At 66.6% G+C, this 26,403-nt stretch carries 18 protein-coding genes; 13 read left to right on the top strand and 5 right to left on the bottom strand.

What is annotated here, in order from left to right:
* Nucleotides 1-8: 8 nt before the first annotated feature.
* The gene (locus tag MKK62_RS00335; protein WP_240262933.1) at nt 9-200 is read left to right on the top strand and encodes a ferredoxin; all 192 of its coding nucleotides are present in this window, start codon (nt 9-11) and stop codon (nt 198-200) included.
* Nucleotides 190-597: a hypothetical protein gene (locus tag MKK62_RS00330; RefSeq protein WP_240262934.1), complete on the top strand. Its 408-nt coding sequence runs from the start codon at nt 190-192 to the stop codon at nt 595-597. Before MKK62_RS00335 ends, MKK62_RS00330 begins: the two co-directional genes overlap by 11 nt.
* A gap of 3 nt (nt 598-600) precedes the next feature.
* Here the strand turns inward: MKK62_RS00330 and MKK62_RS00325 are convergent, their stop codons facing one another.
* Entirely contained in the window at nt 601-1,824 is a 1,224-nt protein-coding gene (locus MKK62_RS00325; protein WP_240262935.1) for a cytochrome P450, read from the bottom strand.
* 210 nt (nt 1,825-2,034) lie between these two features.
* Between MKK62_RS00325 and MKK62_RS00320 the strand changes: the two genes are divergently transcribed.
* The 5 genes from MKK62_RS00320 to MKK62_RS00300 are packed head-to-tail and all read left to right on the top strand — an operon-like array spanning nt 2,035 to nt 6,108.
* Nucleotides 2,035-3,165, top strand: coding sequence for an aromatic ring-hydroxylating oxygenase subunit alpha (locus MKK62_RS00320; protein WP_240262936.1), 1,131 nt, complete (start codon nt 2,035-2,037; stop codon nt 3,163-3,165).
* On the top strand, nt 3,165-4,763 hold the full coding sequence (locus tag MKK62_RS00315) for an AMP-binding protein (RefSeq protein ID WP_240262937.1): 1,599 nt from the start codon (nt 3,165-3,167) through the stop codon (nt 4,761-4,763). Before MKK62_RS00320 ends, MKK62_RS00315 begins: the two co-directional genes overlap by 1 nt.
* A gap of 18 nt (nt 4,764-4,781) precedes the next feature.
* Nucleotides 4,782-5,186: a nuclear transport factor 2 family protein gene (locus tag MKK62_RS00310; protein WP_240262938.1), complete on the top strand. Its 405-nt coding sequence runs from the start codon at nt 4,782-4,784 to the stop codon at nt 5,184-5,186.
* Nucleotides 5,159-5,707: an FAS1-like dehydratase domain-containing protein gene (locus tag MKK62_RS00305; protein WP_240262939.1), complete on the top strand. Its 549-nt coding sequence runs from the start codon at nt 5,159-5,161 to the stop codon at nt 5,705-5,707. Before MKK62_RS00310 ends, MKK62_RS00305 begins: the two co-directional genes overlap by 28 nt.
* Complete coding sequence (locus MKK62_RS00300; RefSeq protein ID WP_240262940.1) at nt 5,704-6,108, top strand: MaoC/PaaZ C-terminal domain-containing protein; 405 nt, start codon at nt 5,704-5,706, stop codon at nt 6,106-6,108. Before MKK62_RS00305 ends, MKK62_RS00300 begins: the two co-directional genes overlap by 4 nt.
* 109 nt (nt 6,109-6,217) lie before the next feature.
* Here the strand turns inward: MKK62_RS00300 and MKK62_RS00295 are convergent, their stop codons facing one another.
* On the bottom strand, nt 6,218-7,687 hold the full coding sequence (locus MKK62_RS00295) for an aldehyde dehydrogenase (RefSeq protein WP_240262941.1): 1,470 nt from the start codon (nt 7,685-7,687) through the stop codon (nt 6,218-6,220).
* Between the two features lie 100 nt (nt 7,688-7,787).
* On the opposite strand from MKK62_RS00295, the gene MKK62_RS00290 reads away from it, so the two are divergent.
* Nucleotides 7,788-9,107 (top strand): lipocalin-like domain-containing protein, encoded by a 1,320-nt coding sequence (locus MKK62_RS00290; RefSeq protein WP_240262942.1) that lies wholly within the window; start codon nt 7,788-7,790, stop codon nt 9,105-9,107.
* A 5-nt stretch (nt 9,108-9,112) separates the two neighbouring features.
* Here MKK62_RS00290 and MKK62_RS00285 read toward each other — a convergent pair whose 3' ends face one another.
* Complete coding sequence (locus tag MKK62_RS00285; protein WP_240262943.1) at nt 9,113-10,756, bottom strand: serine/threonine-protein kinase; 1,644 nt, start codon at nt 10,754-10,756, stop codon at nt 9,113-9,115.
* Nucleotides 10,757-10,898: 142 nt separating this feature from the next.
* Here MKK62_RS00285 and MKK62_RS00280 point away from each other — a divergent pair, with 142 nt between their 5' ends.
* The 4 genes from MKK62_RS00280 (at nt 10,899) to MKK62_RS00265 (ending at nt 23,740) form a co-directional block, all read left to right on the top strand.
* Nucleotides 10,899-12,140: a low temperature requirement protein A gene (locus MKK62_RS00280; RefSeq protein WP_240263902.1), complete on the top strand. Its 1,242-nt coding sequence runs from the start codon at nt 10,899-10,901 to the stop codon at nt 12,138-12,140.
* 474 nt (nt 12,141-12,614) lie between these two features.
* Entirely contained in the window at nt 12,615-21,830 is a 9,216-nt protein-coding gene (locus MKK62_RS00275) for a type I polyketide synthase (protein WP_240262944.1), read from the top strand.
* Nucleotides 21,831-21,851: 21 nt separating this feature from the next.
* Nucleotides 21,852-22,244, top strand: a complete 393-nt coding sequence (acpS, locus tag MKK62_RS00270; RefSeq protein WP_240262945.1) for a holo-ACP synthase AcpS — start codon at nt 21,852-21,854, stop codon at nt 22,242-22,244.
* Between the two features lie 167 nt (nt 22,245-22,411).
* Nucleotides 22,412-23,740, top strand: coding sequence for a dipeptidase (locus MKK62_RS00265; RefSeq protein WP_240262946.1), 1,329 nt, complete (start codon nt 22,412-22,414; stop codon nt 23,738-23,740).
* Here MKK62_RS00265 and bcp read toward each other — a convergent pair.
* Complete coding sequence (gene bcp / locus MKK62_RS00260; protein ID WP_240262947.1) at nt 23,737-24,210, bottom strand: thioredoxin-dependent thiol peroxidase; 474 nt, start codon at nt 24,208-24,210, stop codon at nt 23,737-23,739. The two genes, MKK62_RS00265 and bcp, sit on opposite strands and share 4 nt — an antisense overlap.
* A gap of 117 nt (nt 24,211-24,327) precedes the next feature.
* On the opposite strand from bcp, the gene MKK62_RS00255 reads away from it, so the two are divergent.
* Nucleotides 24,328-24,555, top strand: a complete 228-nt coding sequence (locus MKK62_RS00255; protein ID WP_240262948.1) for a DUF3618 domain-containing protein — start codon at nt 24,328-24,330, stop codon at nt 24,553-24,555.
* A gap of 1 nt (nt 24,556) precedes the next feature.
* Here MKK62_RS00255 and MKK62_RS00250 read toward each other — a convergent pair whose 3' ends face one another.
* Complete coding sequence (locus MKK62_RS00250; RefSeq protein ID WP_434085004.1) at nt 24,557-26,257, bottom strand: DUF4407 domain-containing protein; 1,701 nt, start codon at nt 26,255-26,257, stop codon at nt 24,557-24,559.
* Nucleotides 26,258-26,403: the final 146 nt, after the last annotated feature.

Raw genomic sequence — 26,403 nt, 5'->3', positions numbered from 1 at the left:
AGCAAGACATGCGAGTTGTGGTCGACGAATCGCTGTGTGAGGCCAACGGGTTCTGTGAATCGTTGGCACCGGACGTTTTCGAGATCGGCACCGCCGACGTGGTGCACGTGGCCGGCGGCGAGGTGCCCGAGCACCTGGAGATCGACGTGGCGGCCGCGGTCGACCAATGCCCGAAAGCCGCTCTGCGGATTGTCGACTGAGCTGCGCGCGGTCGACATTTCAGTCCGTCCGCGGTGGAGACGGACCGGTTACCGCTACTTCCCCTATGCGGCAAGGGAATCGGGTCAGTGGTGGGTGCTACGCGCCAACTACTGCTTTCCGGAACACGATTTAGTGACCCTGTTTGTCGACGGTCGCGCCGTCGGCGACATCACCGCCGCCGAGAGTGACGCACGGCCACTCGTCGCCGGCATTGCCGGACTGGATCCGATGCTCCCGCTGCGCAAGCCCGATATCCCTGCAATGGAGACCGGCAATGCCGAGTCGGCTATCGCCACCGTCGCCGCTTATGTGTGCCACGGATCCGAGTTCGACCCCCCAGATGTCTGCGACCTGTGCGAATCCTCCGAGCGTGACCCCTACGAGCGAGGCGCTTAGCCGTCAGCGCGCACGCAGCGTGATGGGCATCTCGTCATAGATCGACATATTGGTCGTCAGATTCGGATAGGACGCCTTCGCTGGTCCGAGTGCGAATCCGTCGCCGCGCAGGAGCAATTCGTCGAACACCGCGCGAAGTTCGGCACGCGCGAGCATGGCGCCCAGGCAGTGGTGCGGACCTCCGCCGCCGAAGGCGACATGCGGATTGGGTTGCCGGGCAATGTCGAACGTGAACGGCGAGGAGAACACCTCCTCGTCGCGGTTCGCCGAACGCAGCATCGCGACCACCCGCTCACCCTTGGGGATGTGCTGGCCATCCATCTCGATGTCGACCGTGGTGGTGCGGGTCCAGTAGGCGACCGGTGACGCCCACCGCAACACCTCTTCGACGGCGCTGGATCGCAGTGTCTCGTCCTCGCGATACCGTTCGATCTGCTCGGGATTGGCGACGAACGCCTGCAACCCGATTGCCAGCGCGTTTTTCGTGGTGTCGCTGCCGGCGAAGGCGAGTACGAAGAAAAAGAACTCCAATTCATTATCGGCCAAGCTGAACTCCGTGCCGTCGTCACCGGCGATCACCGCCGATGCCAAGGTGCTCCAAATGTCGTCGGCCGGGTTGCGCCGCTTTTCGGCGGTGAGTTCCATGGCGTAGCCGAAGATGCTGGCGAAGATGTCGGTATCCATCTGCTCGCCAGTGGCCTGGGCCTTCAGGATGTGGTCGAAGCCGTCGAAGATGCGCGGGCGATCCGGTTCCGGGATGCCGATGATGTCCCCGATCACCGTCATGGGGAGCAGGTCTGCCACGTCGTCGATCCAGTTGCCGCCGCCGCGCGCGAGCAGGTCGTCGATCATGCGCGACGCGCGGGCCCGGATGCCGTCCTCGAGCTTGGCGATCGCTCGTGGGGTGAAGGCGCTCGAAATCAGCTTTCGATGCTTGCTCTGTTCCGGCGGGTCGAGCGTGATGATCGTCGGATATGACGAAAAGAGGTCGGCCGGTTGAATAAGCGGGCCGTCTCCCGCGGTGAACGACTCGTAGTCGCGGTGCAGCCGCACGGCGTGGTGATGTTTGGTGGTCATCCAGAAGTCCCGCTTCACGGTCTTCTCCACTCCCGGCGTCAGGCCATGCTTGAAGAGCGGTCGTTCGCGCCGTAGCTCGGCGAAGACCTCATCGGGGAAACCATTGCGCCACAATGCGAAATCGGACAGGTCGACTGTCGAAGCCGTCATCCGCAACCTCGATTCACTCGGACTCTCGTAGCGCGTGGCGAAGCGGTCTGCCGACCGACCCTACCGTCCGCGGCTGCACTCGTTGACGTTCAATGCTTAAAATAGTAAAAATAGAAGAAATCTTCAAAGCGCTACGAGCGTCCCGTAGCCGTGCGCCAATTGGCTGGCGCGGCCGTTCGCCGAACGGCTGGGACGCAGAAGGAGCAGCCAATGACGGACACGATTCCGGAGTCGTCGGTCGATCCGTCCGACGTGGACCCATCAGAAAGGGAATTCGGACCAAGCGGCATCGGCCTATCGCCGTATCGTTTCCCGACCGGATGGTTCATCGTCGGCTTCGCCTCGGAGTTGGCGCGTGGTGACGTCAAGCGGGTGCACTACTTCGGCGAAGAAATGGTGCTGTTCCGCACCGAGTCCGGCGAGGTGAAGGTGCTCGACGCGTACTGTCAGCACCTGGGTGCCAACATGGGCGTCGGCGGCACGGTCGAAGGTGAGAACATCGTCTGCCCCTGGCACGGCTGGCAGTGGCGCGGTGACGGCACCAACGCATTGATCCCGTACAGCAAAATCGGCTGCAAGAACAACGTCCGCATCAAGACCTATCCCTGCACCGAGTGGTACGGCTTCATCCTGGTGTGGCACGAACGGCACGGCCGAGCCCCGTACTGGCAGCCGCCAGTGCTGCCCGAACTGGAAACCGACGAGTACTACCCGCTGCACCCGCATAGCCGGATGCTCAACAGGGTCAAGGTGCACGCCCAGATGATCATCGAGAACGCCGCCGACCCGTACCACGTGCAATACGTGCACAAGGCGGCGAACCCGGCCAACACCACGTCGTTCGAGGTGTCGGGCTATCACCTGCACGCGACCGTCAGCGCCCATTTCGGCGGCGGCCGGTCGCAGACCTGGCTGACGCCGAACGGGCCGGTGGACGCCAAGATCGTCTACGACAACTACTCACTCGGCCTGGGCATCGTCCGATTTCCCAGTGACCTGGTGGCCACCATCGAGGTGACCGGGCAGACGCCGGTCGACGAGGATTACACCGATTACTTCTACACCCAGGCCTCTGCGCGCGAGCCCGGCGATTCCGGCGACGTGCCGACCGGTCGCGCCGCCAAATTCTTGGCGCTCCAGCAAGAAGTCATCAAACAGGACTTCTTTACTTGGGAGAACATGAAGTACCTGGAGAAGCCCAACCTGGCGCCGGAAGAGGCGCACGATTACGCGGCGTTGCGGCGTTGGGCACATCGCTTCTACCCCGGTGAGGAAGCCGCGGCGGACGATTTCGGGTACACCGCCAACGGTGATCCGGACCCGGCTGCCGCAGCGGTCTGATGTCTCGCGTGCCGGTTGGGTCGGCACCTGCGTGCGATGGAAAGCCGTTAGGCCCTGATGATTTCGGCGTCGAACGGTTCACTGTGGCGGCAGTGCTCGATCGCCGGGCGGGGGAGTGTCCCGATCGGGTGATGATGTCGATCGACGGTGTCGGCGTGACCTTCGAGCAGATGCGCCGGCGATCCTGCGCCGCCGCTGTTACGTTGCAGGAATTGGGCATTGGCCCCGGCGACGGTGTCGCGTTGTTCGCCGGCACCAGCCCGGAGTGGATCTATTTCTGGTTGGGTTGCGGTCGGATCGGCGCCGTCGCCGCCGCGGTGAACACCGCGAACAAGGGCGACTTCCTGTCGCATGCGCTGCGGTTGTCACGTGCGAAGGTGGTGATCACCGACGCCGAACGGCGATCGCGGGTCGCCGAGGTGGCCGACCGGTTGCCGGCCATGGCCGTCGTTGTGCTGGAACGTGACTCGCTCGATAACGGCAGCGACGTCGTAGCTGAGCACGTCGGTGAGCAGGGCGAGACCGGATCGCTGTTTTTCACGTCCGGCACAACCGGTCCGTCGAAAGCCGTTGCGACGACCTGGCACTACCTTTTCACGACGGCAGCCACCGCGGCGGCGGCGTGGGAGTTCAGCCCTGGCGAAGCCCTGTGGACGGCGATGCCGCTGTTCCATCTCAGTGCCGCGCCAGCGGTGCTTGCGCCGATGCTGGTCGGTGCGACGACGGTTCTGGCGTCCGCGTTTCATCCCGCGTCGGTATGGGACGAGGTGCGGACTCACAATGCCGTGGGCTTCGTCGGCGCCGGCGCTATGGTCACGATGCTGTGGAATCAGCCGGTGGATCCCCGCGATGCGAAGTTGCCGGTGCGTTTCATCTCCGCAGCGCCGATCGCCGCCGAGATGTACCGCGACATCGAAAAGCGCTACGAATGCCGGATCGTCACCATGTACGGGTTGACCGAAGCGTTCCCGATCGCAGTCAAAGGCGTGGCGGAGGACGGTGTACCGGGGACGTCGGGTCGGCCCAATCCTGACTTCGACGTGCGCATCGTCGACCCGGGCGGCGTGCCGCTGCGCCACGGCTCGGTGGGCGAGATCGCATGCCGTCCGCGCTTTCCGCATGTGATGAGCGAGGGATATGTGGATCCCTCCGACCACTCGGTGGTTCCGCATCCCGAATGGTTTCGCACCGGCGATCTAGGCATGTTCGACGGCGACGGCAACCTGACCTATGTGGACCGGGTGAAGGACTCGTTGCGCCGCCGGGGTGAGAACATCTCGTCGGTCGAAATCGAGACGGTGGTGGCCCGGCATCCGTGGGTGCTGGAAGCCGCGGTGGTCGGGGTTCCCAGCGACCTGGGCGAGGATGACATCCTGCTGTTTGTCACCGTACCGCCCGGCCACGAGCTGGATTATGTTGAACTGCTGGACTTTTGCGGCACCCGGATGCCGTATTTCGCGGTGCCGCGGTACGTCGAGGTCGTTGACGAGCTACCGAAGACGATCATCGGCCGGGTTCGCAAGGACGTCCTTCGCGCACGCGGTGTCGGACCCGCGGCATGGGACCGCGAAACTCACGGATACATCGTCAGCCGTTAAGACAGGGAGAACAAAGACATGGCCATGACCTATCAACAGCAGTTCGTCCTCGACGGCGCCGTGGGGCGGGACGCCATCTTGAATTTGACGGCGCGGCACAACCGCTGCTTCACCGACGGCGACCGCAACGGATGGATTGCGACATTCCGACACTCGGGAGCCCGCTTCGTCCGTGACGGCGCGGAATTCACTGATCTGCGTGAGGCTTTCGAAGGCGGCACTGGCCGGCTCGTCACCGTCGACCACGAGATCATGGTCGACGGAGTCAACGCGACCCAGCGATGCGTCGCGTTACTCTTCGAGCCGGGTGGCGCGGCCCTTAGGGCCACCGGCAGCTACACCGACCAACTGATCTACGAGCGAGGCGGTTGGTACTTCACGTCCCGTGAGCTGCAATGGGATTCGGTGCCGGTTTCGGCGTGATCAGCTACAAGCTCGCTTTCGGCACGTACGACGACGCGCTGCGAATGGTCGGTGTCGCGTCTGAGCCGCGAGTGGCGGGAACCGTAATCAGCGCGGCCCGGATCCAGATGTTCGCTGCAACAGTGCAAGACGGTAATCCATCGTACTGGGACACGGAGTTCGCGACGCGGGCATGGGGCGGCTTGCTGGCGCCACCGGCCCTGCTGATGGGCTGGCTGGTTCCGCCGCCGTGGGAACCGGGCGGGCAGCCGCCGGCGGCGGCCATCGCGCTACGGGTTCCGCTGCCGGGCACCACCATCGTGAACGCCACCAACGAGGCCGAGTTTCCGCTACCGATCATCGAGGGTGACCGGCTGACCATCGTCGAGCAGGTGGTCTCGGTGTCGCCCGAAAAGCAGTCCAAGCTCGGCGTCGGCCATTTCGTGGAAACCCTGGACACCTTCACCCGCCAGGACGGGGCGGTGGTCGCCACCAACCGGAACACGCTGTTCCGGTTCACCCCGACGGGTGCTGCACGGTGATATGGGACGACGTCAGCGTCCCGACGGAATTGCCCGAGGTGCGCGACGAGATCGGCTACCAGCGGGTAGTGATGAACGCGGGCGCCACCTGGGATTACACGCCGGTGCACTTCGACCCCTACTACGCCGAGAAACAGGGCCACCCAGGTATTTTCGTCAACACCATGCACATCGCCGGGTTCGCCGACCGGATCGCGACCGACTGGGCCGGCCCGCGTAGTCGGGTGGTGCGACGCACGATGCGGCTGGCCGGCTCGATCTACGCCGGCGACACGATGGTGGGCCGCGCCCGGGTGGTGGCCAAGCCTGCGCCGGGACTGGTAGACCTTCGGATCGACGTCGTGAATCAGCGTGGGGAGTTGTGCTCACCGGTCGATCTGACGCTGCGGCTGTCGGAGTGACGCAGCCGAGAAGGATGTGCCGAAGTGCCCGCCTCACAGCGACAAAATCGGTGATCGACGAGCGTTGTCGCTGTGAGGCGGGCACATCGGGTGCCGACCGGGACGGGCGCTAAGCCAGCGGTGGCATCGCGCCCTTGCTGATCACCGACTGCAATTCGACGTACTCGTGCAGACCCTCGGGTCCGAATTCACGGCCGATGCCGGACTGCTTGAAACCACCGAACGGACTGCCGATGTCGAGTGTGTACATGTTGATCCCATAGGTGCCGGCCCGCACCTGCGCGGCGACCTCGAGGCCATGAGCGGTGTCGGCGGTCCACACCGACCCCGCCAGCCCGTAGTCGCTGTCGTTGGCGATCCGGACCGCGTCCGCCTCGTCGCGGTAGGTCAGCACGCTGAGCACGGGGCCGAAGATCTCCTCGCGCGCGATCCGCATGTCGTTGGTGACGTCGGTGAACAACGTCGGCCGCACGTACCAACCCTTGCTGTGCGGCGCGTCCTCGCCGCCGAGGACCATCCGGGCGCCCTCTTTCACGCCCGACCGGATGAAGTCCTGCACCCGCGCCTGCTGCCGCTGCGCGACTAGGGGTCCGATGTCGGTGGTCTCGTCGCGCGGGTCGCCGACGTGAAGGCCCGACATCATCTCGGTGAGTGCGTCCACGACGTCGTTGCGGCGACGTTCGCTGACCAGGATGCGGGTCTGCGCCACACAGGCCTGCCCGTTGTTCATCAGGCTCGCGGACTTCAGCTCGCGGACGGTCTTGCCGATGTCGGCGTCGTCGAGGATGATCGCCGCCGACTTGCCGCCCAGTTCCAGGCTCACCCGCTTGAGCTGCTCCCCGCAGAGCGTCGCGATCCGACGGCCCACGGCGCTCGACCCGGTGAACGACACCTTGTCCACCCCGGGATGGCGCACCAGCGCCTCGCCGACGTCCGTGCCACCGGGAAGCACCGAGACCACGCCTTCGGGCAGCTCCAGCTGCTCGATCATCTCGGCCAGCCATAACGCGTCGAAAGGGGTTTCGGGAGCGGGCTTCACGATGACCGGGCAGCCGGCGATCAACGCCGGAATCAGCTTGGGCATGATCAGGAACTGCGGCACATTCCACGGCACGATGGCGGCGACCACCCCGACAGGGGCCCGGCGCAGATGCACTTCGCCGAGCACGCCGTGGCGCCGCTCGGTCCACGGGAAGTCGCGGGCAACGCCCAGGCTCAGATGGATCATCGACACCGCCGCGGCGGCCTGGCCGAGTCTGCTGAAGCTGCGCGGAGAGCCCATTTCGTCGGTGATCAGGTCGGCCATCTCGTCGAGGTGTTGGCCGTAGATGGCCGCAAGTTGCTCGACCTTACGCATGCGCTCCTGCGGGTCCAGCCGGGGCCACGGACCGTGGTCGAAGGCATGCCGGGCAGCGGCAACCGCGTCGTCGACGTCCGCGGGAGTGGCGGCGGGCACGTCGCCGATTGATTCCTCGGTGTGCGGGGAGATGACCGTCAACCTCTGTTCGGTGGACGGCTTACGCCATCGGCCACCCACGAAAAGCTGGTCGTAGCAACGGTGATCATGAGTTTGCGGCATGAGGCACGACCTTTGAAAGGGCGATGGCAACTTCGCTATTGATGCTAACATAGCAAAAAAGACGGGACGTGAGGTTCGGTCCCCACCCACGAGGCGTGAGATGAATACCGACTGGCACACCTATCCGTTCCGCTTGGTGGCCGACGATCCCGCCCTGGATTTCCCGGCCGCCGAAGGCGTGCACGACGACCAAGAGTCCGACACTTGGTTCATCGCGGGCGAGTTGACCGGTGCGACCGGTCGCACCTTTGCCTTTCTGACCATCTTCAACAAGAACCGGCCCGGTGGCACCGTCGTGGCCGACTTCTACACGATGGCGTTATTCGACTGCGACACCGGCGAATACGGTACCTACACCGACTACGACATGCCGCCCAAGAACATGCAGCCAGACGCCCGTCCGAAGATGACGATGGCCGCGGGTTACTGCGACATCCGCTACGACAGCAGCGCCGGCCCGGTGGCCTGGACTGCGTGTCGCGACGCCGACGGCGAATTGCTGCCCTACACGTATCGGGTCAGCCTGCGGGGCATCGACCAAGCCGGTCAGACAATGGAACTGGACCTGGAGGTCACCCCGACGCGCGCCCCAGTGCCCGTCGGCGCGGACAGTTACGGCGGTGCTATCACCTGCTTCGGTCAGCCCGACACCTACTCCTATTTCCAGACCGGCATGAAGATGGGCGGGACGCTGCGCTGGGGCGAGCAGCGCGACGAGGTCACCGGTAGCGCAGGACACGTCGACCGGCAGTGGTTCCCCAAGTACGCCGGGGGAGGCGGGACCGGCGGTGACCCCCGATGCAGGTCGCACGAATGGCGCACCATCAATCTCGACAATGGCGTCGATATGAGCATCTGGCACCAATTCGACCGTATGGACGGTAATGCGTTGCAACCGTTTTCGGGTGCGACAGTGAGCTATCCCGACCCGACGGTGGCCCCGGAGTGTGCCGAGGACGTCGAGATCGTGACGAGCAGTTACGTCCGATGGCCTAATTCGATTCGGCCGTTGGTCCGCCCGCCGGCGCTGGACCGCTTCATGCCCGATTTGCATCACTTACGCAGCGCTGCACTGGAATTGGATCTCGTTGGCGAACCGCTTGTGCCGGCACCGGCCCACGGGCTGCCGATCGAGTACATGGAAGGCCCGTATCGCTACCACGGGACCATGCGCGGAGAACCGGTCACTGGCTTCGCCATCTACGAACGGTCTCTGGCGATGTACCGGGATTGGGAACTGGTCGACGTCCTGGCGGTCGCGTCCGGAGACCACGAACTGGCGGGCCGCATACGTTCACTGCTCGCTGCCGGGAGTCGCAGCGAGGCGCGAAAACTATTGCGGGACAACATCACAGGAATGGACGACAACTCCCGCGACGTCGCCGAGGCGCTGCACGAGCTACTGGCGAAGGAAGACTGACCGGTCTACTCACCGCCGCCGGGCGGCTCCCAGGCGAACCCGCCCGGGGTGCTTACACACGTCACTGGACCACCCGAGTTCGACACCGCTGCGGAACCCTCAGCCCCACAGGGCATGCCGACCGCGGGTCGGGTGTCCAGCCCACCGGGCGGCGTCGTGGTCGTGGTCGGCTTCGGCTTTGCCGCGGTGGTCTGAGGCGCCGTCGTCTCGGCCTTCGCCGTCGTCGTGGGTGCAGCCTTGGTGGTCTGCACCGCAGTCGGTTTGGGCGCCGCCGTGCTCGTGACCACGGGCGGGGCCATCGGCGTCGCGGCGGGCGGCGCGGGTGTGGTCATGGCGGGCGGCGCGACAAATGCAGGCGCCGTAGTGGTCGGTTCCGCCGACGTGGTCTCGACGCCGGCCGGCGTGTCGTTGGACTGCGAGGCCGAACGCAGTGCCTTGACGCCGGCGAACCAGGCGATCACCACGACCGCGATGACGCCGGCGATCGCCGCGAAGTTGCGCAATCGGTGGTTGCGGGCTTCGGTGGGTTGGTCATAATCGTCGTCCGCGGACTCGTCGTCGTGGACGTCGGATGCTGGGGACACGATGGCCGTCGCCGCGGTGTCGACACCGTCACGCGGGGTGTCCGCGAGCGCGTGACGGCTGGTCATGGGCTTCGAGGCCGCGACGGTGGGTGTGACCTCCGTCGGTAGGCGATCTTCGGTTTCAGCCGTGTCCAGGAGTTCGGTGTTTGCGCCGTCGCCGTTAGTGGCTGCCTCGCGAAATATCGATGCCGCCCGTACCTCGGAGGTGGCACGGATGTGTGAGCGTTTGCCGCCCGTCGATTCGAGCGCCTTGGCGAAGTCGCGACACCGCCGGAACCTGTCGACCGGGTCTTTGGACAGCACCCGGCCGAAGATCGCGTCGAACTCGGTCAGGTCCGGACGAATCTCGCTCGGGCGGGGCGCTCGATCGTTGAGTTGCCTATTGACTACCACCGACGGATTGAAGTGGGCGAACGGTGGTGCCCCGGTCAGCAGGTGAAAAGCGGTGGCACCGAGAGCATATTGGTCGGCTCGACCATCGAGTTCGTCGTCCATCAGCTGCTCTGGCGCGGTGTAGCCGGCGGTGCCGATGAACATGCCGGCACGGGTCAGCGTGTTATGGGCACCCTCGGGTCGCGCTACTCCTATGCCGGTCAACGCAATGCGCCGGCGGTCACCCGCAGCGTTGCTGACCACGATGCGGCCGGGATTGACGTAGCGATGAAGCACGCCGCGATCGTGCGCGTAGTCCAGTGCGTCGGCGATTGCGGAGACGATCTCGACCACCATCCGCGGCGGCATCCCGTCCAGGTGGCCCTCGCCCAGCAATTCCGCGGCGTCGCAGCCTTCGACGTACTCCGACGACAGCCACAACTGATCCTCGAACTCGCCCCGGTCGGTGAGCCCCGCGATGTTCGGATGCCACAGTGCGGCCGCGGCATCGGATTCCTGGTTGAACCGCAGGCGGTAATCGAGGTCGATAGAAGTGTCGGCTGGAATCAGATGCAGTACGTGCTGGCGGGGAAGCCGTGGGTGCTCGGCGACGTAGAGCTCACCAAACTCCTCGTATCCGAGCTGCCGCACGATATTGAATCCAGCGGCTGTCGCTCCCATGACCAGCGGCATGGGGAGGATCGTACATACTGCCGACCCCCGTTTACGGGCTCGGTGCTAAGCGGTCACCCAATTGAGACCGGGGGAAAATATTGCCGTGAGCGAACCAGCAGAGCACCCCGACCACGTGGCGCGCGCGCATCGGCTCCGCCGAATGTCGGGTCGCGACCCCCACGAACCGTATCGCGCAGCCACGCCGCTCGAGCTGCTGTTCGATCTCACCTTCGTCATCGCCTTCGGCGTCGCTGCCGCCCAATTCGCGCATACCTTGGCATCGGGCCACATCGAGAGCGGATTGGTCAGTTTCGCCTTCGCAACGTTTTCGATCTGCTGGGCGTGGATCAACTTCAGTTGGTTCGCCTCGGCTTACGACACCGACGATTGGGTGTATCGCCTGACCACCATGCTGCAGATGGTGGGTGTCCTGGTGCTTGCCCTCGGAATACCGCAAGTGTTCTCGTCGATCGCAGCCGGCGCGCATGTCGACAACCGAGTGCTGGTCGCGGGCTATGTGGTGATGCGAGTAGCCATGGTGATCCAGTGGCTACGGGCCGCGGCGCAAGATCCGGCGCGCAAGCCCGCGTGCCTGACTTACGCGGTCACCATTACCGTCGCGCAAATCGGATGGATCGCCGTGGCCATCGTCAACAGCTCGGTGGGGATTACCTTCCTCTTGTTCGCTGTGATGATCGGAATCGAACTGAGTGGTCCGCTGATTGCCGAGAAGCGCATGGGCGGGACGCCCTGGCATGCGCACCACATCGCCGAGCGCAACGGGTTGCTGACGATCATCGCGCTCGGCGAAGGCGTGGTGGGAACGGTCGCGTCGCTGTCGGCGATGGTCGCCGAACACGGCTGGACCGCCGACGCCGCACTGGTCGCAGCCGCGGGGACGGGCCTGACCTTCGGCATGTGGTGGGTCTACTTCGTGGTGCCCGCGGCCCAATTGCTGCACGTCCACCGTGACCGGTCGTTCGGCTACGGCTATCTGCACATCGCGGTCTTCGGATCGATCGTCGCCACCGGCGCCGGTCTGCATGCGGCCGCAGACTTCATCCAGCATCGGTCGGCGCTGGACTCGGTTGCCACCGTGCTGGCGGTTGCGGCCCCGGTCGGTGTCTACGTCGGGGCGGTTTACGGCACCTATCTGCTGCTGACTCGAACCTGGGACGGCTTCTACACGGTCCTGGTGTTGACGACGCTTGCGTTGCTCGGCGCCGCGATCGGTCTCGCCGCGCACGGCGTCTCGACACCGGTGTGTCTGCTCGTCGTCGCCGCGGCGCCGGCCGTCGTGGTGGCCGGGTACGAGTCACGTGGCCACCGCCGGACCGCGCACGCCTTGGCCCGAACCACGGGGACGCCGGTGGCCGACGGCGACAGTCCCGCCCGTAGCTGACTCCAGAGTAAGTTCCCAGCAAACTTTCTTCGGCCGCATGATCGGCCGGATTTTTGACGGTCGCACCGTGCCGCTGCGTGTTCGGCGAAGCCGCACGCTGGCCGAGGCGCAAAATTCCTAGATAACGATTCGATAACAATACTGCCTTGATCTGCGCAGTTATAGCTACTCGACCGTAACCACCCGCACGCAGCGGGTTTGGTCCGGACGGTGCGAACCGCCTCCGAGCCGACTGTTACCCAGCCCACCATTACTCATGCGTAGAACTCGCCAGTAACCAAATCGCTCCGGAAACTCCCAGATTTCTTATGACACTCTTAGTGCAGCCGATGACGCCCATTTGGCATGACCCGCGAGAGCGCGGTCAGCCAAATCGCGCCGGGTCGAACCCGGGGGCTCGATCGGATTTGACGGTATCTACGGGGCAGCGCGGCTCTTGCTTGTGAGCAGACGAGCGCTAGCGAGGGAGAACACGTGACGATCTATGAACACCATCGAGTGTCCGATGAGCGCGACGGAGTCTCCTCGACCACTCATGCGCTGGTCGACCGTCTGACCGCCGGCGAGCCCTATGCGGTGGCGTTCGGTGGACAGGGCGGTGCCTGGCTGGAGACGTTGGAAGAGTTGGTCTCGTCGTCCGGTATCGAGGCCGAGCTGGCCACATTGGCGGGCGAGGTGGATCTGCTGCTCGAGCCGGTGGCCGACGAGCTCGTCGTCGTCCGCCCGATCGGCTTCGAGCCGCTGAAATGGGTGCGGGCGCTGGCTGCCGAAGACCCGGTTCCATCGGAGAAGCACCTGACCTCGGCGGCGGTCTCGCTGCCCGGCGTCCTGCTCACCCAAATCGCCGCCGTCCGCACCCTGGCCCGTCAGGGAATGGACCTGCTGGCCACTCCGCCGGTGGCGGTCGTCGGACACTCCCAAGGCATTCTCGCGGTGGAGGCGCTGAAGGGCGGGGGAGCCCGCGACATCGAGCTGCTGGCGATGGCACAACTGATCGGTGCCGCCGGGACGCTGGTCGCCCGCCGGCGCGGGATCTCGGTGCTCGGTGACCGTTCGCCGATGGTCTCGGTCAGCAACGCCGACCCCGAGCGCATTTACCGCCTGCTCGAAGACTTTTCCCAAGACGTACGCACCGTGCTGCCGCCGGTCTTGTCGATCCGCAACGGTCGGCGCTCGGTCGTCATCACCGGCACGCCCGAGCAGCTGTCCCGCTTCGAGCTGTACTGCAAGCAGATTTCGGAGAAGGAAGAAGCCGACCGGAAGAACAAGCTCCGCGGCGGTGACGTCTTCTCACCGGTCTTCGACGCCGTGCAGGTCGAGGTCGGTTTCCACACTCCGCGACTGGCCGACAGCATCGACATCGTCGGCGAATGGGCCGAACGGGTGGGCATCGACGTCGAGCTGTCCCGCGCGATGGCCGAGGCGATTCTGGTGCATCCCGTCGACTGGGTGGACGAGGTGATCCAGGTCCACGAGGCAGGCGCCCGCTGGATCCTCGACCTTGGCCCCGGCGACATCCTGACGAGGCTGACCGCGCCGATCATCCGCGGTCTCGGCGTCGGCATCGTGCCCGCCGCCACGCGCGGCGGACAGCGCAACCTTTTCACGGTCGGTGCCGTCCCGGAGGTGGCCCGGCCGTGGTCGAGCTACGCGCCGTCGGTGGTCAGCCTGCCCGACGGGCGGGTCAAACTGTCCACCAAGTTCACCCGGCTCACCGGCCGATCGCCGATCCTGCTCGCCGGCATGACCCCGACCACGGTCGACGCCAAGATCGTCGCGGCCGCCGCCAACGCCGGCCACTGGTCCGAGCTCGCCGGTGGCGGGCAGGTCACCGAGCCGATTTTCAACAACCGAGTCGAAGAGCTGTCCCAGCTGCTCGAGCCGGGCCGTACCTACCAGTTCAACTCGCTGTTCCTCGACCCCTACCTGTGGAAGCTCCAGGTCGGCGGAAAACGCTTGGTGCAAAAGGCCCGCCAGGCCGGTGCCGCGATCGACGGCGTGGTCGTCAGCGCCGGCATCCCGGAACTCGAAGAGGCCGTCGAGCTGATCGAGGAACTCAACGAGATCGGCATCTCTCACGTCGTGTTCAAGCCGGGCACCGTCGAGCAGATCCGCTCGGTCATCCGCATCGCCACCGAAGTGCCGACCAAGCCGGTCATCATGCACGTCGAAGGCGGGCGCGCCGGCGGCCACCACTCCTGGGAGGACCTCGACGACCTGCTGCTGGCCACCTACTCCGAACTGCGGTCGCGGCCCAACATCACCGTCTGCGTCGGCGGCGGCATCGGCACCCCCGAACAGGCAGCCGAATACTTGTCCGGGCGTTGGGCGCAGTCCTATGGCTTCCCGCTGATGCCGGTCGACGGCATCCTGGTCGGCACCGCCGCGATGGCCACGCTGGAGGCCACGACGTCGCCGTCGGTCAAGCAGATGCTGGTCGACATCCAGGGCACCGACCAGTGGGTCGGTGCCGGAAAAGCGCAGGGCGGCATGGCTTCTGGCCGCAGCCAGCTCGGCGCCGACATCCACGAGATCGACAACACCGCCTCACGTTGCGGCCGCCTGCTCGACGAGGTCGCCGGTGACGCCGAGGCCGTCGCGGCCCGCCGCGACGAGATCATCGCCGCGATGGCCAACACCGCCAAGCCGTATTTCGGCGACGTCGGCGAGATGACCTACCTGCAGTGGCTGCAGCGCTACGTCGAGCTGGCGATCGGCGACGGAGACAGCACCGCCGACACCGCCGCGCCCGGCAGCCCGTGGCTGGCCGACACCTGGGTCGAGCGCTTCGAGGCGATGCTGCAACGCGCCGAGGCGCGGCTGCATCCGCACGACTCCGGGCCGATCGAGACCTTGTTCGCCGACCCAGAACTGTTGCAGCATCCCGACGATGCGATCGCCGCGCTGGTCGCCCGGTACCCGGACGCCGCCACTGTGCAGCTGCATCCAGCCGACGTGCCGTTCTTCGTCACGCAGTGCAAGACGCCGGGCAAGCCGGTGAACTTCGTGCCGGTGATCGATAAGGATGTCCGCCGGTGGTGGCGCAGTGACTCGCTGTGGCAAGCCCACGACGCGCGCTACGACGCCGACCAGGTCTGCATCATCCCCGGCACCGCCGCGGTCGCCGGCATCACCCGGCTCGACGAGCCCGTCGGCGATTTGCTCGACCGCTTCGAGCAGGCCGCCGTCGACGAGGTGCTCGCCACCGGTGCGACCCCGACACCGGTCACTGCCCGCCGCCAGGGCCGCGTCGACGTGCGCGGGCCGCTGGCCACCGTGCTCGACGCCCCGGATGTGTTGTGGGCCGGCCGGGTTGCGATCAACCCGGTGCACCGCATCGCCGACCCCGCCGACTGGCAGGTGCATGACGGGCCCGAGGAGCCGCAGGCCACGCATTCGTCAACCGGGGCACGCCTGGTCGTCGAGGACGACCACGTCGTGCTGAGCGTTCCGATCGCCGGGGTGTGGATCGACATCCGATTCAGCCTGCCCGCCAACACCATTGACGGCGGCATGCCGGTGATCCGCACCAAGGATGCGGTCGAGGCGATGCGTGCCGTGCTGGCCATCGCCGCCGGCGCCGACAGCCCTGAGACGCTGCCCCGGGTGCACAACGGCACGGCGACTGTGACCGTGCACTGGGATCCCGAGCGGGTCGCCGACCACACCGGCGTCACCGCGACCTTCGGTGAGCCGCTGGCCCCGACGCTGACCACCGTTCCCGACGCTCTGGTCGGGCGCTGCTGGCCGGCCGTTTTCGCGGCCATCGGTTCGGCGGTGACCGGCGCGGGCGTTCCCGTCGTCGAGGGTCTGCTGAGCTTGGTGCACCTGGACCACGCCGCCCACCTGGTCTCCGCGCTGCCGAAAGTGCCGGCCGAATTGATCGTCACCGCAACAGCTTCGGTGGCCATCGACACCGAAGTGGGCCGGGTCGTGCCGATCTCGGTGACGGTTGCAGACGCTGACCGCACAGTGCTCGCCACCATGGAGGAGCGGTTCGCGATCCGCGGCCGCACCGGACCCGCCGAACTGAGCGACCCACAGCGGGCCGGCGGCGCGGTGTCCGAGAACACCACCGACACACCGCGTCGCCGCCGCCGCGACGTCACGCTCACCGCTCCGGTCGACATGCGGCCGTTCGCCGTGGTCTCCGGCGACCACAATCCCATTCACACCGACCGCGCCGCCGCCCTGCTGGCCGGCCTCGATTCGCCGATCGTGCACGGCATGTGGCTGTCGGCCGCCGCGCAACACGTGGTTACCGCCACCGACGGCCAGGCCCGCCCGCCGGCCCGCCTGATCGGCTGGACGGCCCGCTTCCTGGGCATGGTCCGCCCGGGTGACGAGGTCGACTTCCGTGTCGACCGCGTCGGAATCGACCAAGGCGCAGAGGTTCTCGAGATCGCCGCCCGGATCGGCTCGGATCTGGTGATGTCGGCGACCGCGCGCCTGGCCTCGCCCAAGACGGTCTACGCGTTCCCGGGTCAGGGCATTCAGCACAAGGGCATGGGTATGGATGTCCGGGCCCGCTCGAAGGCCGCCCGCAAGGTGTGGGACGACGCGGACAAATACACCCGCGAGACCCTGGGCTTCTCGATCCTGCATGTCGTTCGGGACAACCCGACCAGCCTGATCGCCAGCGGAGTGCACTACCAGCACCCCGAAGGAGTGCTGTATCTGACACAGTTCACCCAGGTCGCGATGGCGACGGTGGCCAGCGCGCAGGTGGCCGAGATGCGTGAGCAGGGCGCCTTCGTCGAAGACGCGATCGCCTGCGGTCACTCGGTCGGCGAGTACACCGCGCTGGCCTGCGTCAGCGACATCTACGGTCTGGAAGCGTTGCTGGAGACCGTGTTCCAGCGTGGCTCCAACATGCACGACATCGTGCCGCGCGACGAAATGGGCCGCTCCAACTACCGGCTGGCCGCGATCCGGCCGTCGCAGATCGACCTCGACGACGCCGACGTCGTGGAGTTCGTCAACGAGATCTCCCAGCGCACTGGGGAATTCCTGCAGATCGTCAACTTCAACCTGCGTGGCTCGCAGTACGCGATCGCCGGGACGGTTCGTGGTCTGGAAGAGCTCGAGGCAGAGGTGGAGCGTCGTCGCGAAATCTCCGGAGGCAAACGGTCTTTCATTCTCGTGCCGGGCATCGACGTGCCCTTCCACTCGGAGGTGCTGCGCGTCGGTGTGGCCGACTTCCGCCGCTCGTTGGAGCGGGCGATGCCACGCGGCAAGGACCCCAAGGTGATCATCGGGCGCTACATTCCGAACCTGGTGCCGCGGCCGTTCACGCTGGACCGTGACTTCATCCAAGAGGTCCGGGATCTGGTGCCGGCCGAGCCGCTCGACGAGATCCTGGAGAACTACGACTACTGGCGCAACGAGCGTCCGTTCGACCTGGCGCGCACGTTGATCATCGAGCTGCTGGCCTGGCAGTTCGCCAGCCCGGTGCGCTGGATCGAAACCCAGGATCTGCTGTTCACCGAGGAGGCCGCCGGCGGTCTGGGTGTGGAACGGTTCGTCGAGATCGGTGTGAAGTCCGCGCCGACGGTAGCGGGGCTGGCCACCAACACCCTCAAGCTGCCCGAATACGCGCACAGCACAGTCGAAGTGCTCAACGCTGAGCGTGACGCCGCGGTGCTGTTCGCCACCGACACCGATCCCGAACCCGAGGACATCGCTGTCGATGAGCCGGCCGAATCGGAAGGCGCACCTTCATCTGAGGCCACCCCTGCCGCTGCCGCTCCCGCCGTAGCTCCGTCCGGTGCTCCGAGACCCGACGACATCGGGTTCGACGCCGCCGACGCGACCCTCGCATTGATCGCGCTGTCGGCGAAGATGCGCATCGACCAGATCGAGGAACTGGACTCCATCGAGTCCATCACCGACGGTGCCTCGTCGCGACGCAACCAGTTGCTGGTCGATCTGGGATCCGAGCTGAACCTCGGTGCGATCGACGGCGCCGCGGAAGCCGACCTGGCCGGGCTGCGCGCGCAGGTAACCAAGCTGGCCCGCACCTACAAGCCTTACGGCCCAGTGCTTTCCGATGCGATCAACGACCAGCTGCGGACCGTCCTCGGCCCGTCCGGTAAGCGTCCCGCCGCGATCGCCGAACGGGTGACCAAGACCTGGGAATTGGGCGAAGGCTGGGTCAAACACGTCACCGTCGAGGTGGCACTCGGGACTCGTGAGGGAACCAGCGTCCGTGGCGGCTCGCTGGGCAACCTGCACGAAGGTGCGCTGGCGGATGCCGCCGCGGTAGACAGCGTCATCGACGCCGCTGTCACCTCCGTGGCGGCCCGCCGGGGCATCGCGGTGGCGTTGCCGTCCAGCGGTGGTGGGGGCGGCGCGACCGTCGACGCCGCCGCGTTGAGCGAGTTCACCGACCAGATCACCGGCCGCGACGGGGTGCTCGCCTCCGCGGCCCGCTTGGTGCTCGGTCAGTTGGGGCTCGACGAGAAGGTCAGCGTACCGCCGGCTGCGACCGACGCCGAGCTGATCGACCTGGTAACCGCCGAGCTCGGCGCGGACTGGCCGCGGTTGGTGGCGCCGGTGTTCGACGGCAAGAAGGCAGTCGTGTTCGACGACCGGTGGGCCAGTGCGCGTGAGGATCTGGTCAAGCTGTGGCTGATCGACGACGACGAAGCCGACGCCGACTGGGCACGCATCTCTGAGCGCTTCGAGGGTGCCGGCCACGTGGTTGCCACGCAGGCAACCTGGTGGCAGGGCAAGGCTCTGGCGGCTGGACGTCAGATCCACGCCTCGCTGTACGGCCGCATCGCGGCCGGCGCGGAAAACCCGGAGCCCGGTCGATACAGCGCCGAAGTCGCCGTGGTGACCGGTGCGTCGAAGGGCTCGATCGCCGCGTCGGTGGTCGGCAAGCTACTCGACGGCGGGGCCACCGTCATCGCCACCACCTCGAAACTCGACGACGACAGGCTGGCGTTCTACCGCAACCTCTACCGCGACCACGCCCGTTTCGGCGCCTCGTTGTGGGTGGTCGCGGCCAACATGGCGTCGTATTCCGACATCGACGCGCTCGCCGACTGGATCGGCCACGAGCAGTCGGAAAGCCTTGGGCCGCAGTCGATTCACATCAAGAACGCCCAAACGCCGACGCTGCTGTTCCCGTTCGCGGCGCCGCGGGTGGTCGGCGACCTGTCCGAGGCCGGTTCGCGCTCCGAGATGGAGATGAAGGTCCTGCTGTGGGCCGTGCAGCGACTGATCGGTGGTCTGTCGAAGATCGGCGCGGAGCGCGACATCGCCTCACGGCTGCATGTGGTGCTGCCGGGCTCGCCCAACCGCGGGATGTTCGGTGGTGACGGCGCCTACGGTGAAGCGAAGTCGGCGCTGGACGCCGTGGTGACCCGCTGGGGCGCCGAATCGTCCTGGGCGCAACGCGTCAGCCTGGCCCACGCGCTGATCGGCTGGACTCGTGGCACCGGGCTGATGGGGCACAACGACGCGATCGTGAGCGCCGTCGAAGAAGCCGGTGTGACAACGTATTCCACCGACGAGATGGCCGACATGCTGCTCGGGCTCTGCGACGTCGAGTCGCGCGCCGCCGCGGCCGTCTCGCCGGTCAAGGTCGACTTCACCGGCGGTCTCGGCGACGTCGAGCTGGACATGGCCGAGCTGGCCGCCAAGGCCCGCGAGGAGGTCGCGGCCTCCGCCGCCGAAGAGCGGGCCGACGCCGCCGCCGAGGGCACCATCGCGGCCCTGCCGTCGCCGCCGCGCGGATTCAATCCGGCACCCCCGCCGGCGTGGGACCGCCTCGACGTCGACCCGTCGGAGTTGGTGGTCATCGTCGGCGGCGCCGAACTCGGCCCGTACGGCTCGTCGCGGACCCGCTTCGAGATGGAGGTCGACAACGAACTGTCGGCCGCCGGCGTGCTCGAATTGGCTTGGACCACAGGGCTGATCAAGTGGGAAGAAGACCCGACGCCGGGCTGGTACGACACTGCGTCAGGTGATCTGGTCGACGAGGCGGAGCTGGTCGAGCGCTATCACGACACAGTGGTCGAGCGCGTCGGCATCCGCGAGTTCGTCGACGACGGCGCGATCGACCCCGACCACGCCTCCCCGCTGATGGTGAGCGTCTTCCTGGACAAGGACTTCACGTTCGTCGTCTCCTCGGAGGCCGACGCCCGCGGGTTTGCCCAGTTCGATGCCGAGCACACAGTGGTCCAGCCGATCCCAGGCTCGAGTGACTGGCAGGTTACGCGCAAGGCGGGCACCGAGATTCGGGTGCCACGCAAGACGAAGCTGTCGCGGACCGTCGGTGCGCAGATCCCTACCGGCTTCGACCCGACGGTGTTCGGGATCAGCCAGGACATGGCCAGCTCGATCGACCGGGTGGCGTTGTGGAACATCGTCGCTACCGTCGACGCGTTCCTGTCGTCCGGCTTCACCCCGACCGAGCTGATGCGCTGGGTGCACCCCGGCCTGGTGGCCAGCACCCAGGGCACCGGGATGGGCGGTATGACGTCGATGCAGACGATGTACCACGGAAACCTGCTGGGCCGGAACAAGCCGAACGACATCTTGCAGGAGGTCCTGCCGAATGTCGTCGCCGCGCACGTGATTCAGTCCTACGTGGGCAGCTACGGCGCGATGATCCACCCGGTCGGCGCGTGCGCCACCGCGGCGGTGTCGGTCGAAGAGGGCATGGACAAGATCCGGCTCGGCAAGGCCGAACTCGTCGTGGCCGGCGGATTCGACGACCTGACGCTGGAAGCCATCATCGGCTTCGGTGACATGGCCGCCACGGCCGACACCTCGATGATGCGCGGCAGGGGAATCAGCGACTCGAAGTTCTCCCGGCCCAACGACCGTCGCCGGCTCGGCTTCCTCGAAGCCCAGGGCGGTGGGACCATTCTGCTGGCCCGCGGCGACCTTGCCCTCAAGATGGGTCTGCCGGTGCTGGCGGTGGTCGGTTACGCGCAGTCGTTCGCCGACGGTGTGCACACCTCGATCCCGGCCCCCGGCCTGGGCGCGCTGGGTGCCGGCCGGGGAGGTAAAGACTCGCCGCTGGCCAGGGCGTTGGCCAAGCTGGGTGTCGGCGCCGACGACGTCGCGGTGATCTCCAAGCACGACACCTCGACGCTGGCCAATGACCCCAACGAGACGGAAATGCATGAGCGACTGGCGGATTCGATCGGCCGGTCCGACGGTGCGCCGTTGTTCATCGTGTCGCAGAAGAGCCTCACCGGCCACGCCAAGGGTGGCGCGGCGGTCTTCCAGATGATGGGTCTGTGCCAGATCCTGCGCGACGGCGTGATCCCGCCGAACCGCAGCCTCGACTGTGTCGACGACGAACTGGCCGACTCCGCGCACTTCGTCTGGATCCGTGAGACTTTGCGACTCGGCGAGAAGTTCCCGCTGAAGGCCGGTCTGGTGACCAGCCTTGGGTTTGGCCACGTCTCCGGTCTGGTTGCCCTGGTGCATCCCGAGGCCTTCATGGCGACCCTGGATGCCGAGCAACGGGCGGACTACCAGCGCCGGGCCGACGCCCGCCTGCTGGCCGGCCAGCGTCGTCTGGCCTCCGCGATCGCCGGGGGCCGCCCGTTGTACGAGCGGCCCGCCGACCGACGCTTCGACCACGAGGTGTCGGAGAAGCGGCAGGAAGCGGCGATGTTGCTCGATGCCGACGCGCGTCTCGGTGACGACGACGTCTACGCGCGCTAGGCATCCGATAGGTTCTGCTGAATGAGTATCGTCGGAGTGGGGATAGACCTTGTCTCCATTACTGAATTCGCCGAGCAGGTCGACCAGCCGGGAACGGTCTTCGCCGAGACGTTCACGCCGGGTGAGCGGCGCGACGCCTCGGACAAGAGTTCGTCGGCGGCCCGCCACCTGGCGGCCCGGTGGGCTGCCAAGGAGGCCGTGATCAAGGCTTGGTCGGGCTCGCGGTTTTCGCAGCGGCCGGTGTTGCGTGAAGACATCCACCGCGACATCGAAGTGGTCACTGACATGTGGGGACGTCCGCGGGTGCGGCTCACCGGCGACATCGCCACGCACCTCAAGGACGTCACGATCCACGTATCGCTGACACACGAGGCCGACACCGCCGCGGCCGTCGCGATCCTCGAAATGCCCTAGCGTTCACAACGGTCACAGCGGTCACTCGAGCTGGACAGCCGTCGTTGTGCCCGCCTCATAGCGACAACTACCGGCTGCGGCCATGTTGTCGCTACGAGGTGGGCACGTCGATGCCAGCCGCGTCCTGTGAATCACGTGGCGGATGAGACTTCGACTAGCCTCGAAACATGAGCGATCTCGTCGAACGGGTCCGTGAACTGCTACCGTCGGTACGCGGCGATCTGGAGAATCTGGTCCGCATCCAGTCGGTCTGGGCCGATCCGGCCCGCCGCGACCAGGTACACCGAAGCGCCCAAGCGACCGCAGACCTGTTGTCGGAGGCCGGTTTTGGTGACGTTCAGATCGTCAGCGAGGGCGGTGCGCCCGCCGTCATCGCCCGCCATCCCGCGCCCCCGGGTGCGCCGACGGTGCTGCTCTACGCCCACCACGATGTGCAGCCCGAAGGTGATCCTGACCAGTGGGCGTCGCCGCCTTTCGAGCCGACCGAGCGCGACGGTCGACTGTACGGGCGCGGCAGCGCCGACGACAAGGCTGGTATTGCAACACATTTGGCGGCATTTCGGGCGCACGGAGGTAATCCACCGGTCGGGGTGACGGTGTTTGTCGAGGGCGAGGAAGAGTCCGGGTCACCGTCGCTGGGCCGGCTGTTGGCCGCCCATCGGAACGCGCTCGAGGCCGACGTGATCGTGATCGCCGACTCGGACAACTGGAGCACCGAAACGCCCGCGCTGACGGTGTCGCTGCGCGGGTTGGCCGACTGCGTGGTCGAGGTCGCCACGCTCGACCATGGCCTGCACTCCGGGCTCTGGGGCGGCGTGGTGCCGGACGCGTTGTCGGTCCTGGTGCGTCTGCTGGCCAGCCTGCACGACGACGAAGGCAACGTCGCGGTCGCCGGACTACACGAAAGCACCGCCGCGACAGTCGATTACCCGGCCGATCGGGTGCGCGCCGAGTCGGGGTTGCTCGACGGCGTGAGCGAGATCGGTTCCGGTTCGGTGCCGCAGCGTATGTGGGCCAAGCCGGCGATCACGGTGATCGGGATCGACACGACTTCGATTGCGGCGTCGTCGAATACGCTGATTCCGCGGGCCCGGGCCAAAGTGAGCATGCGGGTCGCTCCCGGTGGCGACGCGGCTCAGCACCTCGACGCGCTGACCAGGCACCTCGAGCAGCATGCACCGTGGGGTGCGCACGTCACGGTCACGCCGGGTGACATCGGTCAGCCGTACTCCATCGACGTCACCGGTCCGGTCTACGACGCCGCACGCGCGGCGTTCCGGCAGGCGTGGGGGACCGAGCCGGTCGACATGGGTATGGGTGGCTCGATCCCGTTCATCGCCGAGTTCGCCGCCGCGTTCCCCGACGCGGCAATCCTGGTCACCGGTGTCGAAGACCCCGGCACCCAGGCGCACAGCGTCAACGAAAGTTTGCATCTGGGCGTGCTGGAGCGGGCGGCGATCACCGAAGCGCTGCTACTGCAGAACCTGGCGACCTAGACCTCGAGTTCGCGCCGCAGCTTGGCCACGTGTCCGGTGGCCTTCACGTTGTACTGCGCTTCGGCAATCTTGCCCTTCTCGTCGACGACGAACGTCGACCGGATGACACCCTGGACGGTCTTGCCGTACATCTTCTTTTCGCCGTAGGCGCCGTACGCCGTCAGCACCTTGCGCTCGGGATCGGACAGCAACGGAAACGTCAGCCCCTCGGCGTCGCGGAACTTCGCCAGCTTCTCCGGTTTGTCGGGGGAGATACCGACGACGTCGATACCGGCCCCGTCCAGCTCGGCCAGGCTGTCGCGGAAGTCGCAGGCCTGCTTGGTGCAGCCGGGCGTCGAGGCCGCCGGGTAGAAGTACACGATCACTCGACGGCCCTTGTAGTCGGCGAGGGAGACCTTCTTGCCGTCGGCGTCGGGAAGGGAGAACGCCGGTGCTTTGTCGCCCGGCGCGAGGCGCGTGGTGTCGGTCACGGGGCTGCCTTTCTGTTCACCGGCGGGTTCGGTGAGCGCCGGCTGATCTAGGGTAGGCGGCAGGCATCAACCCTGACCGAACCTGGTCGGGGTTCGCCGACGACAGGGAGGACGAGAGTGGCGGAGCGGGATCCCGACACCATCAAGCAAGAGATCGACAAAGCCCGCGACGAGCTCGCGGCGACCGTCGACTCACTGGCCGTGCGGGCCAATCCCCGCCGCCTGGCCGACGATGCCAAGGCGCGGGCCATCGCGTTCGTCAAAAAGCCCGCTGTGGCCATCTCACTGGCCGGTGTTGCGGCGCTGGCCGTCGCGGTAACGGTCCGCCGCATTCGAAACAGATGAGCTAGTCCCCGGGCGGCAACTGCCTCGGTCCGTCGGCCGCGCGTAACGCTGCCGAGTCCTCGCGCTGCCCCACACCACGTCGGGGCTGACTGCTGCCGGCACTCAGCGGCCGTCCCTGGGCAGATGAATCGGCCAGGGCATGGTTGTCCGAGACGTCCCGCCAATGGTCGGCAGCCGCTGTGTGCCCGGACGACGTGCCGGTGGTTTCCTGCGTCTCGACCGTGAGCTTGCGCGTTCGTGTCAGCGAAAACGTGATGTGCTCGACTTCTTCGATCACCTGCCGGGCAGTGCGAAATGGATGGGTCGACGTGTCGATGGCACGGGCGACGAAGCCCGGCACGACGGGGCGGATCCAACGAGCCGCCGCCCTGGTGACATCGGGGATCGTCGGGATCGCCGGTATGGCAGACCGGTCGTGCCGCTCGAGCGTTGCGGGGAGGTTGGCCTGAGGATCCGGACCCGGGGGAGGTGCCGGAGTCGCCGCGGCGGCGAGACTGGCGGCGTGCGCCTCGGCGGCGATTGGCAGATAGACGTCGTCATCGACCGGCTCCGCGGTGAGGGCGGTGACTTCGATCGCGGCATGCACTTGTTGACGCAGTTGCGCGCGGTCGATCTCCGTCTGTGCCGCAACGGCCAGCCGGGCATGCTCGAGTTGCCTTTCTGCCCAGGCGTTTTCGACCTCCGCTCGCACCTCGGCTCGTTTGACGGCGATCGCTGTGTCGGCCAGCAGCTCGGCGCGTTCGCGTTCAGCGCGGGCTTGCGCGTGAAGGTCACCGGTCGTATCGCCGTTGCGCCTCCGAAGGATCGCCGGCAATACGCCGAGAAGCATGAAAAGCCCGTCCGTGAGCAGGCGCAGTATCAGCGTCCCGGTGTTGGCGGTCGTCAACTCTTGCATTGCCAGCCAGCGCGCACCCAGGCCCGGAACGGCTTCTGTCGTCGCAGCTTCCCGTGTCTGTGTCAGGATCCGTTCGGCGTCAGCGATGCGGGAGTCGAGTTCGGGGGCACGGCTATCGCGAACTGCGACCGATCGGTCCAGTTCGCGCTGGGCGTGCGCGAGAAAATCGTTGTCCGTTCGGGTTTCGGGCCCGGTACCCGGCACGCCGGTGATCCGGGTCTGCGGACATGCCGCGGTGGGGTGGTATTCGCAGCGCGCAACCTCTAGGGCCGCGTCCCGTTGCGCGCGTGCCGTGTCGACCGCGTTGTCGAGCGCTACCCGCGCTTGCCGCGCCTGTTGCAGATCGGACGTCACTTTGAGGACGGCCGGGCTGGAAGCGGCACTGCGGGTGGCCTTCTCCTGGACGATGCGGTCGACAGAGCCGGACAACAATGCCAAAGTGGCGAATTCGCCGACGACTCCTCCGAGGATCAGCGCTACGACTACCGCCGACGTGGCTCCGCGCCGAACGGTGCCACGAACCGGCCTCGTCGCGACCACCCGCGCGGTCATCAGGATCAGCAGCGCGAAAATCGACGCGAACAGCGCTGCGACGGCTACTGACCGGTGAGTTGTCGGCAGGATCGCGGCGAACGTCGCCACCCAGCCCAGCACGGCGTTGACGAGCACAACGACGCCGGACACCGCATGCGCGGACTGTTCGTGTGGTTGGAGGAGCTCGAACCGGTCGGACCCGCCTAACCAGGCGATCCAGTGGACCGGCGAGACGCCGGAAGTGCGCGGTTCTGCCGTGTGATGGGCGCACATAGGGGCCAGGTACCTCCAGAACCCGGCGGCCAGAGCGGCCGTCGGTCGCGGGTATCGGTCAGAAGGGTGAGGGATGAACTGCGGTGATACTCGCAACCACCTGCTCACCGGACGCGTCGCTGCGACGGGGTCGATTCTCTCACAGC

The sequence above is a fragment of the Mycobacterium paraterrae genome, from assembly GCF_022430545.2.
GTDB classification, from domain to species: Bacteria; Actinomycetota; Actinomycetes; order Mycobacteriales; family Mycobacteriaceae; genus Mycobacterium; species Mycobacterium paraterrae.
Note: the sequence above shows the minus strand (reverse complement) of the source record. Positions and strands in the feature narration are given on the sequence as shown.

Excerpts from the sequence above, each read along its gene's own strand:
- MKK62_RS00285 (WP_240262943.1), bottom strand. The coding sequence starts at position 10,756 with ATGCCGCTGGTCATGGGAGCGACAGCCGCTGGATTCAATATCGTGCGG.
- MKK62_RS00320 (WP_240262936.1), top strand. The coding sequence starts at position 2,035 with ATGACGGACACGATTCCGGAGTCGTCGGTCGATCCGTCCGACGTGGAC.
- MKK62_RS00280 (WP_240263902.1), top strand. The coding sequence starts at position 10,899 with ATGTCGGGTCGCGACCCCCACGAACCGTATCGCGCAGCCACGCCGCTC.
- MKK62_RS00250 (WP_434085004.1), bottom strand. The coding sequence starts at position 26,257 with ATGTGCGCCCATCACACGGCAGAACCGCGCACTTCCGGCGTCTCGCCG.
- MKK62_RS00310 (WP_240262938.1), top strand. The coding sequence starts at position 4,782 with ATGGCCATGACCTATCAACAGCAGTTCGTCCTCGACGGCGCCGTGGGG.
- MKK62_RS00295 (WP_240262941.1), bottom strand. The coding sequence starts at position 7,687 with ATGCCGCAAACTCATGATCACCGTTGCTACGACCAGCTTTTCGTGGGT.
- MKK62_RS00315 (WP_240262937.1), top strand. The coding sequence starts at position 3,165 with ATGTCTCGCGTGCCGGTTGGGTCGGCACCTGCGTGCGATGGAAAGCCG.
- MKK62_RS00290 (WP_240262942.1), top strand. The coding sequence starts at position 7,788 with ATGAATACCGACTGGCACACCTATCCGTTCCGCTTGGTGGCCGACGAT.
- acpS (WP_240262945.1), top strand. The coding sequence starts at position 21,852 with ATGAGTATCGTCGGAGTGGGGATAGACCTTGTCTCCATTACTGAATTC.
- MKK62_RS00325 (WP_240262935.1), bottom strand. The coding sequence starts at position 1,824 with ATGACGGCTTCGACAGTCGACCTGTCCGATTTCGCATTGTGGCGCAAT.
- MKK62_RS00265 (WP_240262946.1), top strand. The coding sequence starts at position 22,412 with ATGAGCGATCTCGTCGAACGGGTCCGTGAACTGCTACCGTCGGTACGC.
- MKK62_RS00305 (WP_240262939.1), top strand. The coding sequence starts at position 5,159 with ATGGGATTCGGTGCCGGTTTCGGCGTGATCAGCTACAAGCTCGCTTTC.
- MKK62_RS00335 (WP_240262933.1), top strand. The coding sequence starts at position 9 with ATGCGAGTTGTGGTCGACGAATCGCTGTGTGAGGCCAACGGGTTCTGT.